Consider the following 15010-nt stretch of genomic DNA (forward strand, 5'->3'; position numbering starts at 1 on the left):
GTATTTTCGTAAGAATTACACTGCCGGTATCTTTTATTATATATCAGACTATTCAGCCCGCAAGCTGTCCGGCTTCTTCAAAGAATGCTTCCGGTGACTCCACTTCAACCAGCTTATTCTTCACAATCTGCCAGAAACGATTGCCGGTATTGCGCACGAAACTGCGGTCATGCGACACCAGCAGACAGGCGGCATCGCTGTTCAGCAGTTCCGCTTCCAGCGCCTCCTGCCCCTCAATATCCAGATGGTTGGTCGGTTCATCAAGAATATAGAAATTCGGATGTGTCAGCCGTAGCACCAGCATAGCCAGCCGCGCTTTTTGTCCGCCGGAAAGTCGTGCAACCGCCTTCCCCTGCATATCAATATTCATACCCGCCCCTGCCAGCAGCGAACGCGCTTTCTGATCGCCGATATCAAAACGACGAATGATGGTTTCCAGCGGCGTATGCTTGTCATTCAGTTCTGACAATGCCTGATCGCTATAGCCCAGCACCAGTGACGGCGTGGCTTTAAGTGCCGAACTTTCCGGCTCAACACCCGTAATCACATTCCGTACCATAGTCAGCAACCGCGTTTTACCGGTACCATTGGCACCCAGCAGTACAATACGATCACCCGGATTGATCCATAAACGGCCGGTTTTATAAAGAATGCGATTATCCGGTGTGACCACATCAAGATTATCAATCACCACCAGTGCACGGGCATGACTGCTCTGCCCTGCCAGCCTGATAACACCGGCAGACCGCTCCAGATGCGCAGGCTTGGCAGCATCTTCCAACCTCTCCGCACGGTCCTTCAGCTGTTTGGTTTTTATCACCAGCAGGTCACTGCCCGAATTGATACCAATATTATTGAGTTTGGCCGCCTGTTTGCGCAATTGCTGTGCGGTTTTCATATCTTTCTGATATTGGCGCGCATCCGCAGCATCGGCCTCATCCAATGCGACACGGGCACGGCTATAAGACAGAGCATAGATTTGCGAATTTTCAGGCCGCAAAAACAATGTACGCTTGGTCACAGCATCGAGAAAAGCACGGTCATGGCTGCACATAATCACTGCTGTTGAACGCGGCAGATCATTCAGCCAGCCTTCAAGTAGATGGATTTTTTCCAAATCCAGATGGTTGGTCGGCTCGTCCAGCAGCAACAGATCGGGCTCGGCAATCTGCGTTCGCGCCAGCAAAGCAAGGCGCTGCCAGCCACCACTCAACTGCCGCATTGCACGGTCACGCATATCCTGCGGCACACTCAGATCGTCGAGAATAATATCAACGCGCCAGCTTTCATGCAGCTGCGCGTCTTCATCCAGCCCGCTCAGCACCACATTATATAAAGAAATATCCAGCCAGTCCTGCGGCACATATTGCGGCACCACGCCGGTTTTCAAACCACGGGCACGGGTCACCAGACCATCCGTTGGCTCCAGCTCACCGCCGATAATACGCATCAGGCTGGATTTGCCGCGACCGTTGGCGGCAACCACGCCAATGCGTTCACCCTCACCGACAACGAGGCTTAAATTGCGAAACAGTTCAACGGACAGAGTAAGAGAAAGATTTTGAAGATTAAGGTAGGACATAAGATCAGCTCAGAATTTGCCATAGCCGCACAGAACATCGCATAGATGCGAACTGGTAACGGGATGGCTCAAATCAGATGCAGCATGCTCCAAGCAGAACTGCACCTTTCAGAAAAGGCTGATAAAGACAGATTTTACAGTCTTAATCGGCCCTGCACAAATTAATGAGACAGGGCGTAATCAGGGCCGAATGTGTGATGATGCTGATGTCGCAGAGAAAACATCTTACGGCCCTCCTTTCTTAAACTGCATTGAGCTGCTCAGAAATTTATCAAATAGATTTTTTGCTGACAAGAGCTATCCGCAACAAAAAACCGCCGGAGATTCCGGCGGTTTTTATCAATTTCTGTCTTTATTAGAGCGCCGTGTGCCAGGCTTGGCACACAAAACTCGCTCTAACACTTTAAAATGAGAGCATAATTTTACCTTAAACTGATCCAAGTTTAAGGAATTATGCTCTACCCCGCACGCTCAATGCGGATCATCTGCGGCTTGTCGAAGAGATCACCATCTTCGGTAATCGCCTTCAAAGCCTGCTTAACCGCTGATTCCGTGGTTGCATGGGTTACGAGAACAACTGTTTTAATCACAGCCTCTTCGACATTGGCACCCGTGCCGCGCTGAACGATAGATTCCAGCGAAATATCATTTTCCGCCATGCGCTTGGCAATCGTTGCAAACACTCCGGCGCGATCATGCACATTCAGGCGAATGAAATAACCACCGGCATGAGAACGCATTTTCGCGCGCGCTGTCGGCTTCAGATCTTTTGCAGGCGTACCGAAGACCGGCCCGTGCTGGAAGCCCGGACGGCTCTTACCGATATCGGCAATATCACCAATCACAGCAGAGGCCGTGGCATTGCCGCCGGCACCCGGACCTGAAAGCAACAACTCGCCGAGAAGGTCGGTTTCAATCGCCACCGCATTGGTCACGCCATGCACCTGCGCAATAACAGAAGAAGTTGGCACCAATGTCGGATGCACACGCTGCTCCACACCGGTTTCTGTCTTCTGAGCCACGCCGAGCAGCTTGATTTTATAGCCAAGCTCTTCCGCTGCACGGATATCCGCAAGCGAAATATTGCTGATCCCTTCCAGATAAATATCGTCAGCGGCAATCTGCGTGCCAAAGGCAATACTGGTCAGCAGTGCCAGCTTATGCGCCGTGTCATTGCCTTCAATATCAAATGTCGGATCAGCTTCTGCATAACCAAGACGCTGTGCATCTTTCAGACATTCGGTGAAGGAAATCCCCTCCTCACCCATACGGGTCAGGATATAATTACAAGTACCGTTCATAATACCGTAAACGCGCGACACAGTATTACCGGTCAGCGATTCACGCATCGCCTTAATCACCGGAATGCCGCCTGCAACTGCTGCTTCAAAATTCAGCAACACGCCCTTGGCTTCCGCGATTTTGGCCAGTTCCACACCATGATAAGCCAGCAAGGCTTTATTGGCAGTCACCACATGGCGACCGGAATTGAGTGCAGCCTCCACAGCAGCACGTGCAGTACCTTCCGAGCCGCCAACCAGCTCAACAAAAACATCAATATTATCTGATTTTGCCAGTGCAACCGGATCATCGAACCATTCAATATTGCTGAGATCAACACCACGGTCACGCGTACGGTCACGTGCGCTGACCGCAGTCACTACAATTTCGCGTCCGCATTGCCTTGTCATCATTTCGGCTTTATCGCGCAGAATGCGCAAAACCGATGCTCCTACGGTGCCAAGTCCGGCGACACCGATCCGCAATGCATTACTCATTATTGTGCCTCAGCAATATATACTTAATTCAACGGGCGGGAACTGTATGCTCCCGCCTCACTTTATTCGCTTGGCTCAGGACATTCCCTGAAGCCGCCTTTTTATCAGGCAGCTCCGTCAGCATTTCCCAGAAAGCGTTTGATATTACGCGCAGCCTGACGAATACGATGTTCGTTCTCCACCAAAGCAATGCGCACAAATTCATCCCCATGTTCACCGAAACCGAGGCCGGGCGCAACAGCTACATCAGCTTTTTCGATCAATAGTTTGGAAAAATCGAGCGAGCCCATGGCACGGTAACGTTCAGGGATCGGAACCCACGCAAACATTGTCGCCTCAGGAGACGGAATTTCCCAACCTGCACGGCCAAAACTCTCAACCAGAACATCGCGGCGTGTCTTATAAACATTACGCACATATTCAATATCGCTGCCGTCGCCGTTCAGAGCAGCCGTTGCAGCCACCTGAACCGGTGTGAAAGCACCGTAATCGAGATAGGATTTGACCCGCGTGAGCGCCGCAATCAGCCTTTCATTGCCAACCGCAAAGCCCATACGCCAGCCGGCCATCGAGAATGTCTTGGACATGGAGGTAAATTCAACCGCCACATCCATTGCGCCCTCAACCTGCAACACCGATGGCGGCGGGTTGTTTTCATCGAAATAGATTTCCGAATAGGCCAAATCTGACAGGATGATAATATTATGCTTACGGGCGAAGGCCACCACTTCCTTATAGAAGTCGAGCGTTGCCACTTGCGCAGTCGGGTTGGACGGAAAACTCAGAATCAGCGCAATCGGGCTCGGGATCGAGTGCTTAACACCGCGCTCCAGTGAAACAAGGAAACTGTCATCCGGTTTTGCACTGATGGAACGGATGACACCGCCGGACATGACAAAGCCGAAAGTATGGATCGGATAGGTCGGATCCGGACACAGAATAACATCACCCGGCGCAGTAATCGCCTGCGCCATATTGGCGAACCCCTCTTTGGAGCCAAGCGTGGCAACAACCTGTGTATCCGGATTGAGCTTCACACCAAAACGGCGCGCATAATAATTGGCCTGCGCTTTACGTAAGCCAGGAATCCCTTTGGATGAGGAATAGCGATGGGTGCGCGGGTCCTGCACAGCCTCACAAAGCTTATCAATAATGCCCTGCGGTGTCGGCAGATCAGGATTGCCCATACCAAGATCAATAATGTCGGCACCCGCCGCTCGCGCACTCGCCTTCAGGCGGTTAACCTGTTCGAAGACATAAGGTGGCAGGCGACGGATTTTATGGAATTGTTCCGACATATCTCTCTTCCGTTTAATTAAAATGCGATGCAGCATAATCTTGTAAAACTGCACGGCTGTTAAAAGTCCGGATCAGTACGACCCGAATCCAGAGTGCCAAAACAGCACTCCGATCTGTAAATTCTAAAATGCGAATAAATTTATGGCGTATCAAAACGCCTGTCGTCAGATCAGCCTGTTACTCGGTGGCTTCGATTGCCTTTAATGTGGCATCGGTTTCCGCCTGCAACTGGCGTTTGCGGGCTTCGATTTCCGCTCGGCTCGATCCTGTTGCAGGTGCGCTTCCCTGACGCGCCTTGGCGCTGCTGAGGCTACCGGTAATCCGGTCTTTTTCCTCAAAACTCAGCTGCTTGGTTTCACCGCGCGGCATAATCCCGAAATTCGGATAAGCTCCGGTACGCAGCGCACCCTCTTGCGGCACACCGGCAGAAGGCCCGCTTGTGCAACCCGCGAGCGCCACAGCAGCCACGGCAAACATTGCATTACGCAGCGTTGCGAAGTGATGTGTCTGTTGTGCGCTCATAGAGGAAATTCCCTGCATATCGAATTCTGGTCGTAACTCTGGCCGAATAACCGGACAATAAACGTATAGACGCATTTCGCAACAGGAAGCTTTCATTTCCGCCGTGAAAAACACTCTTATTTACGTGATTCTGCCAAGTCTGCCCGCGAACACGAAATGTAACAATTGTTATTGTTTTGAAAAGAATTGTTACAGGGCATAACTTGCGCCCCAATTAATAAAGAATTAACAATTTTTGCGACGAAAACAGTCATTCCGCATATATTAATAATAGCCAGAATTTTGCACAAACGGAGCCTCTTTACAGCCCTTTGTGCCAGCAGTTGCACAGGAAACCTTTGATTTGAGTTCAGTTTCCGCAGATGCACTCAGACAAGTCGCAGCATAATGAAGGGTCTGCTTTGTTCGATACGATAAAACGTATACGAGAAAAAAACGCTCAGCTTTTCTGCGGCTCAGCTATCATTCTCGCTTTAAGCATCAGTGGCTGTACCACATCTTCCGGCACATCCCTGCTGGAAAGCGTCGCCAATGATACGACTCTGGCCGAAAATAAATCCGGCGATTCCGCTTCTGATACTCCGGCGGCAAATACAGCAACCGCTGCGGCAAAAACTGCTCCGGCCTCTGCTATAACTGCAGAAGCCGCAAAACAGACAGCAGAAGCACAAACGGAAAAACCTGTACAGGTCGCCTTGGCTGATTCAGCCGCCGCCGCAACCAATCAGATTGTACAGACACCGGAAGCAGCAGCCCCTGCTGAACAGCCGAGTACTCTGGCTGCACTTTTCGGCACACGAAACAAGCCTACTGCTGCTTTAGCAGCGATTCCGCAGGCAGAAGCCGCAACACCGGCGACAAGCCAGACAAAACCGCAGGATAATGCTGCTCAGGCCGAAACTGCCAAGCCGGATGCAACTGCGAATACGGCACAAACTCCTGCAATTGACAGAACAAGCCAAAGCGCAGGCGCGGCAGCCCGTCTTTTCTCACCGGGCAAAAACAGTGTGCGCGGCACCGGCAAGCAGGAAGCTACAGTCACAGCCTCTGCCACACCTAAAAGAGCAAGTGACTATAATTATACGCTGCCGGGTGTGCGTGCGAATGGCGGCGTAGAGATTCGCCACAGTAATAAAGTGTTCGACGAAAGCGATATTGATCTTGATGAAGACGATTTCAGCGCGCCGGTAACACTCGCCTCCGCGGGCGGCATGGCGCGTCTTGCGCCGAACGGCCTGCGCACCCAGCATGATAAAGTACAGGTTTCCTGTCTGAAACCGCAGCTGGTCTCTATGATTAAGCGCCTTGAAAGCCACTACCGCAAACCGGTTGTTATCACCTCCGGCTACCGCAGTCCGGCGCACAACCGTTCGGTCAGAGGTGCGAAACGCTCATTGCATATGTCGTGTTCAGCAGCCGACTTGCAGATTCCAGGCGTTTCCAAATGGGAAATCGCCCGTCAGGTACGCACATGGCCAAGTCGCGGCGGTGTCGGCACCTATTGCCATACAGAATCGGTACATATCGATGTCGGTCCGGAGCGCGACTGGAACTGGCGCTGCCGTCGCGGCTAAAAATACCGTCAGACAAATCATTTTACAGGCCGGATCAGTTATCTGATTCCGGCCTGTATTTATTTTTTAGATCCGATTGGTGATTTGTGCGGCAGATTTGCATTTATTTGCAGGATGAAACGGTACCCGATTACGCCTCAACTTCCGTCATTCAGCGCTAAACACTTAATTCCACACGACAAAAGCAGCGCTTCCGTGGCTTTATTCACAGGCAGATCGCTGCCGAATGAAAAAAATCTGCATTTTTTGCAAATTTCTTATTTTACCCACTTGCACGATAAATATCATGCCGCTATAAGCCGGTTCACCAGCAGGCGCCCATCGTCTAGCGGTTAGGACAGCGCCCTTTCACGGCGCAGACAGGGGTTCGATTCCCCTTGGGCGTACCATCTTCTCCAGGCTGATGAAGATGTATGATCTCAGGATCAGATATAAAATCCCCATTTCTGAACTAAATCAAAACACTCGAAACCGAACTTCGTAACGCGCTTTAATCCTCCGCGATTCTGATTCCGGCTGTTTCGTTGCTTTTTCATAAGCATCAGATTTTTTTCACATATTTTGTATTTTTTTGCATTTTCCCTATTGCGCATTCAATACGGCTTAGCTATACAGCGCTCACCGGCAGGCGCCCATCGTCTAGCGGTTAGGACAGCGCCCTTTCACGGCGCAGACAGGGGTTCGATTCCCCTTGGGCGTACCACTTTCTCTCTTGAGAAATTCAGTTTCCGGAAACAAATCCCCAAGAATAAAAATTCAGTTTTGCATTCAGATCAGCTTTGATCTAACCAGAAACATGCTTTTTCCTTCTCCCCTTATTCGCGGCACATTATTGCAGCGCTATAAACGCTTTCTGGCGGATATCCGGCTTGATAGCGGTGAACTGATTACCGCATCTGTGCCCAATACCGGCTCCATGCGCGGCCTGACCACGCCGGGTTCAGAAGCATGGCTCAGTGTATCCGACAGCCCGACTCGCAAATATGCCCATACGCTGCAAATTGTGCAGGCCGACGACACTCTGGTCGGAATCAATACCGGCCTGCCGAATAAAATTGCTGAGGAAGCGATCCTGTCCGGCATGATTCCGCAATTATCCGGCTTCACCACGCTCAAGCGCGAACAAAAATACGGGCAGAACTCCCGCATTGATTTATTGCTTCTTGGAGAAACGCATCAGCAGACCTATGTAGAGGTCAAGAATGTGCATTTTAAGCGCACAGGGCAACTGGCAGAGTTTCCCGATAGCGTAACCGCCCGTGGTGCCAAACATCTCGTTGAACTCAGCGAGATGGTCAAAGCCGGTCATCGTGGTGTTATGGTCTTCGTTATTCAGCGTCAGGATTGCGATTCTCTGTCCATATGCGGCGATCTTGATCCTGCTTATGCCGCAGCATTTGCGAATGCGCGGCAGCATGGGGTTGAGGCTTACGCAATTCGGTGCCAAATAAGTCCTGAATCAATTATCGCGGATCAGACGGTTCCCGTTCTGAACCTGTAAATCTTTTGCTTTGCCTTAATTGCAGGGCAGTCAATTCCGGTACAGCCTGAGCGCTGTCCTAACATATATACGGATCACCCGATGGTAACCTATGTCAATGCCGACAGCGCCCCGATTAAATATACAGGTCAGATCAAGCTTTACGGACCTGAAGGTTTTGCAGCAATGCGCAAGGTCTGCGCAATCACATCCGAATGTCTTGATGCGCTGAATGATATTGTCAAACCGGGCGTCACCACCAATGAGATCGACCGTTTCGTCTTTGAATTCGGTGCCGATCGCGGTGTGGTACCTGCCACGCTGAATTATCGCGGCTATACCAAAAGCTCCTGTACTTCGATCAACCACGTTGTTTGTCACGGTATTCCGGACGACAAGCCGCTGCGTGAAGGCGATATTCTCAATATCGACATCACCTTCCTGCAGGATGGCTGGTATGGCGATTCAAGCCGCATGTATGCAGTAGGTCAGATCAAGCGCGCTGCCGAGCGCCTGATGGAAGTCACCTATGAAAGCCTGCTGCGCGGTATTGCAGCGGTGAAGCCCGGCGCAAAAACCGGTGCAATCGGTGCGGCCATTCAGTCTTATGTAGAAGCGGAACGCTGCTCTGCCGTTCGTGATTTCTGTGGTCACGGTGTTGGTCAGCTTTTCCATGATGCACCGAATATTCTGCACTATGGCAAAGCGACTGATGGCGTGGAAATCCGCGAGGGCATGATCTTCACCATCGAGCCGATGATCAATCTCGGCAAGCCGGATGTGAAAGTGCTGAAAGACGGCTGGACAGCCGTCACCCGCGACCGCTCGCTGACTGCACAATATGAGCATACAATCGGTGTGACCAAAGACGGCTGTGAGATTTTCACCCTGTCGCCGAAGGATATTTTCTTCACCACCGGCAACAAATAGCAAAATGGCCGCGTCTTCTAATCGAAGACGCGGCCATTTCATTCGGATTAAGCAGACACCAATATATCGATTGCACTCCCCAACTGCATCTCATGTTCGCCCTGCTCTGCTGTACGGCTGACAACATTCAGCACTGTCGTCGCCGCATTACGTGCAGCTTCTGTTAGAGTGCAGCCATGCGCAAGATTGGCCGTCAGCGTGCCGGTGAACAGATCGCCGGTTCCCACCGGTACAATGGGCACTCGCGGCGATGCCAGTCTTGTCACTTCCCCGCCCTCAAACACCACATTCTCCAGCGAGCCATAGGGCGTATCGGGAAACACACAGCCCGTTGCAATCAAACGCGCATTGTTGAACGCCTGTATCTGCCGCGCCTTTTCCTGCAAAATATCAAAGGATGAAGCATCGCTTCCGGTTATCAGCCCGACTTCAAACTGATTGGGCGTCAGGAGATCTGCCAGCGGCACCAGCTCATTGATAATACAATCAACCACCGGATCGGCAACAAACACCCCCAGCCCCGTATCGCCCATCACCGGATCACAAATATAGATGATTTCCGGATTGATCTTGCGCGCCCGTTTGACGAAATCCGCAACAACCTCGCCATTCGCACGCGAGCCCAGATAGCCGGAGACAATATAGCTGCTGGTGCTGATTAAGCCGCGCTCTTCCACGCCACGCAGCAGATCACTCACCAGTTCCGGTTCCAGAACACGCCCGCGCATAGTTTCATAGCCCGGATGGTTGGAGAGCAATGTCGTCGGCACTGCCGCAACATTTAGCCCCCGTGCCTGCATTGGCAGCACCGCAGCACTATTACCGACATGGCCGTAGACAACCTGACTTTGAATGGAAATCACAGATGTCTGCATTGATAATGGCTGCGACATTATTTTACTCCTTCTTTGGCAGCGACCAGCGCTTCACGATCCCGCTTCGGCAACTGTCCGTTCAGCAACATATAAGCAACCAGACCGATCACCAGCCCCCAGAACGCCCCGCCAATACCGAGCAGATTAATATTGGCAGCCGAGGCCAGAAAGGTAATCAATGCCGCCTCACGGGTTTTCGGATCAGCCAGCGCCCCTGCCAGACTGCCGCCAATGGTGCCGAGCAGAGCAAGACCAGCAAGTGTGGTGATGAATGTTGCCGGAAAGGCCATAAAAACCGCGGCAAGCGTGACACCGAACACACCGACAAGGACATAGAAAACACCCGCAGCAATACCGGCGACCCAGCGTTTGCGTGGGTCTTCATGCGCTTCACGCCCTGTGGCAATCGCCGCGGTAATCGCAGCAATATTAAAGGCATGGGAGCCGAATGGCGCCATGATCAGCGAACCGAGACCGGTCACGGTGACGATCGGATTGGCACTGGTTTTAAAGCCATCATTACGCAGCACCAGTATGCCCGGCATATATTGGCCGGTCAGCGTAATGAGGAATAGCGGCAGAGCAACGCTCAGCAATGCATTCAGTGAGAAGACCGGCATTGTAAACACCGGAGCTGCCAGTGTGAGGCTCAAATTGGAGAAATCCACCCGCCCCTGCAGCACCAGAAAAACAATACCGAGAACCAGAATACCCACGACCGCATAGCGTGCCGTAAAGCGCTTGAGCAAAACATAAGCGACAATCAGCCCGCCAACGAGCAGCGGATCAATGGTTGCACCGCCAAATGCACCAATACCGAATTGCAACAGAATACCGGCCAGCAATCCGGAAGCGATACTCGCCGGAATAAGCCGGATCACTTTCTCGAATGTGCCGGAAAGCCCCAGCACAACAAAAGCAAGCGCCGAGATAATATAAGCACCGACTGCCTCCGCATAAGGCGTTGTGGCCAGCGCAGTAACCAGAAAAGCCGCCGCTGGTGTTGACCATGCGGTGATAATCGGCTCGCGAAAATGCCAGCTCAGCATCAGCCCTGTCACGCCGACACCAATAGACACAGACCAGACCCATGACGCAGTCAGCTCAGGACTGAGACCGGCAATTTTCGCCGCCTGAAAAACCAGAATGAAGGTTCCTCCGTAATTAACAATCACTGAAATCAATCCGGCAACAACCGGATGGGTCAGATCGCTGAAGCGCAAAGGAGATGGTGGCGGAATAGTCTGGGACATAAGACGGGCTCTCTAATATAGCTGTGGCACTGCCGGTTCTGCATAAAGCCGACGGTCACAGGATGGTCATGATGCGCTTGACTTTTAACCCGTGAATGGTCTGTTATCTCCATCCACTTATCGCTTTGGAGCCAGACCAATTGTTCAGGCACTCCCAACTTGAATCTGTCAAAGCATGGATTGCCCATCCGGCTCATGCCACGATGCCGCTTCATGCACGGATACAGCGCGCCATTCGCCAGCTGATCATCAACGGTGCATTGGCATCGGGTAAACCGCTCCCCGCTTCCCGCACTTTGGCAAAATCGCTGGATGTCTCGCGGGACACGATTGAGGCCGCCTATAGCCAGCTTCATGCAGAAGGCTTTATTGAACGTCGGGTCGGCAGCGGCAGTTTCGTGGCTGAGATGACTGATTTCTCGGCGGGGCGCAGGCTCTCGCAACGCGATGCGCTTGCCCGCAATCAGGCACCAAACCTGAGCAAACGCGGCAATGCCATGTTTCGAAGCGGCGGTGTGCGTGAACAACTGGTTCCCCGTCCTTTTGCACCGGGTCTGCCGGAAACCCGCAGCTTCCCGATACAACTCTGGGAGCGGCTGGAACGGCAGGTTCTCAAAGAAACCGGCACGCAGGCACTGCTGCACGGCAATCCGCAAGGCACTGAGCCGCTGCGCCGTGCGATTGCCGATTATGTCAATCTGGAGCGTGGTGCCCGCGCCACCGCTGACCGTATTCTGGTGCTGACCAGTTCACAACAAGCACTCACGCTTTGCGCCAATATGTTGCTGGATGCCGGTGACAGTATTTTCATTGAAGATCCGGTCTATTACGGCGCCCGCAGAGCTTTTGATGCGGCAGGATTGATCCCCGTACCAATCCCCGTTGACCGACAGGGCATTATTGCCGAGCATATTCTCGAAGACCCGCTTAAAGCCAAAGCCGTGTTTCTCACCCCGTCCCATCAGTTTCCGACCGGTGCAACACTGGCGCTGGACAGACGTCTGGCATTGATCGAATGGGCATCCCGCCATCAGGCATGGATTATTGAAGACGATTATGACAGCGAGTTCCGCTAAACGGGCAAGCCGACAGCCTGCGTGCAGGGGCTCGATCCCCATGACCGCACCATCTATATCGGCACTTTCACCAAATCTCTGTTTCCGGGACTGCGCATCGGTTATATCGTGCTGCCGCCGCAACTGGTTAAACCCATGACAGTCGCCCGCACCTTGCTGGATGGTCATACGGCATCTGTTGCCCAGCTTACCCTTGCCCGTTTTATGGAGGGCGGGCATTTCGGTGCGCATATACGTGCCATGCGCAATATTTATGCCGAGCGTCTCGAAGTTCTGACAAAACTCGTCGGGATTCATCTGCGCGAATTTATTGAACCGCATGTACCAATCGGCGGCTTGCAAATGCCGTGCCTGCTGACCTGCGAAATATCGGAACGTGCAGCCATTGATGCCGCAAGACGTGTCGGCATCGAACTTCTGGGGCTATCGCCGCTTCATGCATCCGGCAGCGGCAGAGCCGGTTTTCTAATGGGCTTTGCGGCCTATACACCGGCGGAACTGGAAACTGCCGTTAAAAAGCTCAAAACAGCTTTTCAGAACATCAAAATCTGAAATTTCAAATGGCCTGCCAGTGAATTCAAAAGTGGCCGGTCTAAGCCAGCCATTTCTATACTATGCTCCGTGTCGTATTTTGCCTGCACTCAAGGCAGCAAGACTGAAAGACACATGCCATGGATCAGCTGCTCACCCCGCTTTCTGCCGAAGATATTGCCCGCTTTGGTGAAACACCCGCAATTCGCTTTGCGCAGAATTTGCAGCTGGTACAGGAACGCATTGCTGCGGCAGCCTTGCGCAGTGATCGCAAGCCGGAAGATGTCCGTCTGCTACCGGTTACCAAAACTGTTCCTGCACATATTCTGCGCTATGCGTTTGCCGCAGGCATTACAGATTTTAGCGAAAACAAACTTCAGGAAGCCCGCGATAAACGTGAGAAACTCGATGATCTTGCGATTAACTGGAGCATTATCGGCCATCTCCAGACCAATAAGGTCAAATATCTCACACGTTTCGCCACAGAGTTTCATGCGCTCGACAGTATTCGCCTTGCGGAGGAACTGAACCGACGGCTGGAAAGTGAAAACAAAGATCTGGATGTCTTTGTGCAGGTCAACACATCCGGTGAAGAGAGCAAATATGGCCTGCATCCCGATGATCTGCTGCCATTCATCGAGCGCCTGCCCGATTTTCCGCGTCTGCAACCGCGCGGTCTGATGACCCTTGCTTTGTTCAGCTCTGATCTTGATAAAGTACGTCCATGCTTCCGGCTTCTGCGCAACCTGCGCGATCAGGCGGCGCGGCATCATTCCGGTATCACCAAACTCTCGATGGGCATGTCCGGTGATTTTGAGGCGGCGATTGAAGAAGGCGCGGATATTGTCCGCGTCGGTCAGGCGATCTTTGGCCCAAGGCCGACTGCAGATGCTTTCTATTGGCCGGGTCTGACAGACACAACACAGCAATCAGCTCAACCATAAAAACAATTTAAGAAATATAATCAAATACTTAAATTGTTAAACTACCTCTTAAAACCTATTTTCCGATAGACCATTTTGAAATTTTCCGTTTAATCTGTAAACGGAAACCGCTCATCCCTGCGGTAGCCATCTGTGCATTCGGGGGCACGTTGCAGTATGGCAAATAAAATTGCGTCAGCGGATGAGACAGATCTGTTTCCGCCTGCTGATGAGAGACTTCATCTGCAGATATTCAACGAGGCTGGCATAATGCAACAGCCTTCCGGCCGCTTGTCTGTGCCTGCCGGAGCAACTGAAAACCATTCGGTTCGTTCGGCAGAAACACCTCCGCAACCGGAACAGTCCGTTAAAACCTCTGCAGGAGTGAAGAAAAGCAAGCCTCATTATAGCGGTCACCGCCAGCGCCTCCGCGAGCGTTTCAACAATCACGGCGACGACGTTCTGGCCGATTATGAGCTGCTGGAGCTTTTGTTGTTTCGCACCATTGCGCGGGCAGATACCAAACCGCTGGCCAAAGCTTTGCTCAACCGCTTCGGCAGTTTTGCCGGTGTGCTGGGGGCAGAACCGCAATTACTAAGGGAAGTTGCAGGCTGCGGTGAAGCCGTGGCGCAGGATATCAAACTGCTCAATGCCTGTGCCCGCCGTTCCGGCAAAAGTGAAATCATGAAAAAGGATGTGCTGGATTCCTGGAGCAAGGTCATTGCCTATTGCATGACCGCAATGGCCTATGAAAACCGCGAGCAATTCCGCATCCTGTTTCTTGATAAGAAAAACCGCCTGATCGCCGATGAAATACAGCAAATCGGTACTGTCGATCATACACCGGTCTATCCGCGCGAAGTCATCAAACGGGCGCTGGAACTGTCCTCTACTGCCCTGATCTTATTCCATAATCATCCGTCCGGTGACGCAACACCATCCCGCGCCGATATTGATATGACTAAGGTGATTATCTCAATTGCATCGCCGCTGAATATCGCTGTCCACGACCATATTATCATCGGCAAAGCCGGTCATATCAGTATGCGCGGCCTCGGACTTATCTGAAAAAATACGCACAAAAATCCGGTTAACCCATTATTAATTATAAACAAAACAATAAGACCGGCTTAACAGAAACATGACATAAACAAACCAAATTGGTCACAATTAACCGGCATAACCGG

The 15010-nt window shown here is 52.0% G+C and carries 12 protein-coding genes, 2 tRNA genes and 1 pseudogene; 9 read left to right on the forward strand and 6 right to left on the reverse strand.

Annotation, left to right across the window (positions count from 1 at the left end):
• Positions 1-52: 52 nt before the first annotated feature.
• Complete coding sequence (locus KHQ09_RS11460; RefSeq protein WP_213598321.1) at positions 53-1582, reverse strand: ABC-F family ATP-binding cassette domain-containing protein; 1530 nt, start codon at positions 1580-1582, stop codon at positions 53-55.
• A 190-nt stretch (positions 1583-1772) separates the two neighbouring features.
• Between KHQ09_RS11460 and KHQ09_RS11465 the strand changes: the two genes are divergently transcribed.
• Positions 1773-1994 (forward strand): hypothetical protein, encoded by a 222-nt coding sequence (locus KHQ09_RS11465; RefSeq protein ID WP_213598323.1) that lies wholly within the window; start codon positions 1773-1775, stop codon positions 1992-1994.
• 46 nt (positions 1995-2040) lie between these two features.
• On the opposite strand, the gene KHQ09_RS11470 is transcribed toward KHQ09_RS11465, so the two are convergent.
• The 3 genes from KHQ09_RS11470 to KHQ09_RS11480 all read right to left on the reverse strand — a co-directional run bounded on the left by KHQ09_RS11470 (position 2041) and on the right by KHQ09_RS11480 (position 5181).
• Positions 2041-3360 (reverse strand): homoserine dehydrogenase, encoded by a 1320-nt coding sequence (locus KHQ09_RS11470; protein WP_075656298.1) that lies wholly within the window; start codon positions 3358-3360, stop codon positions 2041-2043.
• Positions 3361-3464: 104 nt separating this feature from the next.
• Positions 3465-4658: an LL-diaminopimelate aminotransferase gene (locus KHQ09_RS11475; protein ID WP_022710907.1), complete on the reverse strand. Its 1194-nt coding sequence runs from the start codon at positions 4656-4658 to the stop codon at positions 3465-3467.
• 178 nt (positions 4659-4836) lie between these two features.
• Positions 4837-5181, reverse strand: a complete 345-nt coding sequence (locus KHQ09_RS11480; protein WP_213598325.1) for a hypothetical protein — start codon at positions 5179-5181, stop codon at positions 4837-4839.
• 401 nt (positions 5182-5582) lie between these two features.
• Between KHQ09_RS11480 and KHQ09_RS11485 the strand changes: the two genes are divergently transcribed.
• The 5 genes from KHQ09_RS11485 to map all read left to right on the forward strand — a co-directional run bounded on the left by KHQ09_RS11485 (position 5583) and on the right by map (position 9165).
• On the forward strand, positions 5583-6755 hold the full coding sequence (locus tag KHQ09_RS11485; protein ID WP_238481623.1) for a YcbK family protein: 1173 nt from the start codon (positions 5583-5585) through the stop codon (positions 6753-6755).
• A gap of 314 nt (positions 6756-7069) precedes the next feature.
• Positions 7070-7144, forward strand: a tRNA-Glu gene (locus tag KHQ09_RS11490).
• Positions 7145-7383: 239 nt separating this feature from the next.
• Positions 7384-7458: transfer RNA gene (locus KHQ09_RS11495), tRNA-Glu, on the forward strand.
• 93 nt (positions 7459-7551) lie between these two features.
• Entirely contained in the window at positions 7552-8256 is a 705-nt protein-coding gene (sfsA, locus tag KHQ09_RS11500) for a DNA/RNA nuclease SfsA (protein ID WP_213598329.1), read from the forward strand.
• Between the two features lie 81 nt (positions 8257-8337).
• The gene (map, locus tag KHQ09_RS11505) at positions 8338-9165 is read left to right on the forward strand and encodes a type I methionyl aminopeptidase (protein WP_213598331.1); all 828 of its coding nucleotides are present in this window, start codon (positions 8338-8340) and stop codon (positions 9163-9165) included.
• Positions 9166-9212: 47 nt separating this feature from the next.
• Here the strand turns inward: map and pdxY are convergent, their stop codons facing one another.
• On the reverse strand, positions 9213-10061 hold the full coding sequence (gene pdxY / locus KHQ09_RS11510) for a pyridoxal kinase (RefSeq protein WP_420801479.1): 849 nt from the start codon (positions 10059-10061) through the stop codon (positions 9213-9215).
• Positions 10058-11293, reverse strand: a complete 1236-nt coding sequence (locus KHQ09_RS11515; RefSeq protein ID WP_213598335.1) for a benzoate/H(+) symporter BenE family transporter — start codon at positions 11291-11293, stop codon at positions 10058-10060. The genes pdxY and KHQ09_RS11515 overlap by 4 nt, the downstream gene beginning before the upstream one ends.
• Before the next feature lie 203 nt (positions 11294-11496).
• Between KHQ09_RS11515 and pdxR the strand changes: the two are divergent.
• The 3 genes and pseudogenes from pdxR to radC all read left to right on the forward strand — a co-directional run bounded on the left by pdxR (position 11497) and on the right by radC (position 14891).
• Positions 11497-12921, forward strand: a pseudogene (gene pdxR / locus KHQ09_RS11520) (MocR-like pyridoxine biosynthesis transcription factor PdxR).
• Between the two features lie 119 nt (positions 12922-13040).
• Positions 13041-13844, forward strand: coding sequence for a YggS family pyridoxal phosphate-dependent enzyme (locus KHQ09_RS11525; protein WP_213598337.1), 804 nt, complete (start codon positions 13041-13043; stop codon positions 13842-13844).
• Positions 13845-14120: 276 nt separating this feature from the next.
• On the forward strand, positions 14121-14891 hold the full coding sequence (radC, locus tag KHQ09_RS11530) for a RadC family protein (RefSeq protein ID WP_420801480.1): 771 nt from the start codon (positions 14121-14123) through the stop codon (positions 14889-14891).
• Positions 14892-15010 lie beyond the last annotated feature (119 nt).

Source organism: Pseudochrobactrum algeriensis, assembly GCF_018436245.1.
GTDB classification, from domain to species: Bacteria; Pseudomonadota; Alphaproteobacteria; order Rhizobiales; family Rhizobiaceae; genus Pseudochrobactrum; species Pseudochrobactrum saccharolyticum.

What these genes read in the sequence shown, in the direction of transcription:
- KHQ09_RS11465 (WP_213598323.1), top strand. Translation starts at nt 1,773, where the DNA reads ATGTGTGATGATGCTGATGTCGCAGAGAAAACATCTTACGGCCCTCCT.
- sfsA (WP_213598329.1), top strand. Translation starts at nt 7,552, where the DNA reads ATGCTTTTTCCTTCTCCCCTTATTCGCGGCACATTATTGCAGCGCTAT.
- KHQ09_RS11480 (WP_213598325.1), bottom strand. Translation starts at nt 5,181, where the DNA reads ATGAGCGCACAACAGACACATCACTTCGCAACGCTGCGTAATGCAATG.
- KHQ09_RS11460 (WP_213598321.1), bottom strand. Translation starts at nt 1,582, where the DNA reads ATGTCCTACCTTAATCTTCAAAATCTTTCTCTTACTCTGTCCGTTGAA.
- map (WP_213598331.1), top strand. Translation starts at nt 8,338, where the DNA reads ATGGTAACCTATGTCAATGCCGACAGCGCCCCGATTAAATATACAGGT.
- KHQ09_RS11475 (WP_022710907.1), bottom strand. Translation starts at nt 4,658, where the DNA reads ATGTCGGAACAATTCCATAAAATCCGTCGCCTGCCACCTTATGTCTTC.
- KHQ09_RS11525 (WP_213598337.1), top strand. Translation starts at nt 13,041, where the DNA reads ATGGATCAGCTGCTCACCCCGCTTTCTGCCGAAGATATTGCCCGCTTT.
- KHQ09_RS11470 (WP_075656298.1), bottom strand. Translation starts at nt 3,360, where the DNA reads ATGAGTAATGCATTGCGGATCGGTGTCGCCGGACTTGGCACCGTAGGA.
- KHQ09_RS11515 (WP_213598335.1), bottom strand. Translation starts at nt 11,293, where the DNA reads ATGTCCCAGACTATTCCGCCACCATCTCCTTTGCGCTTCAGCGATCTG.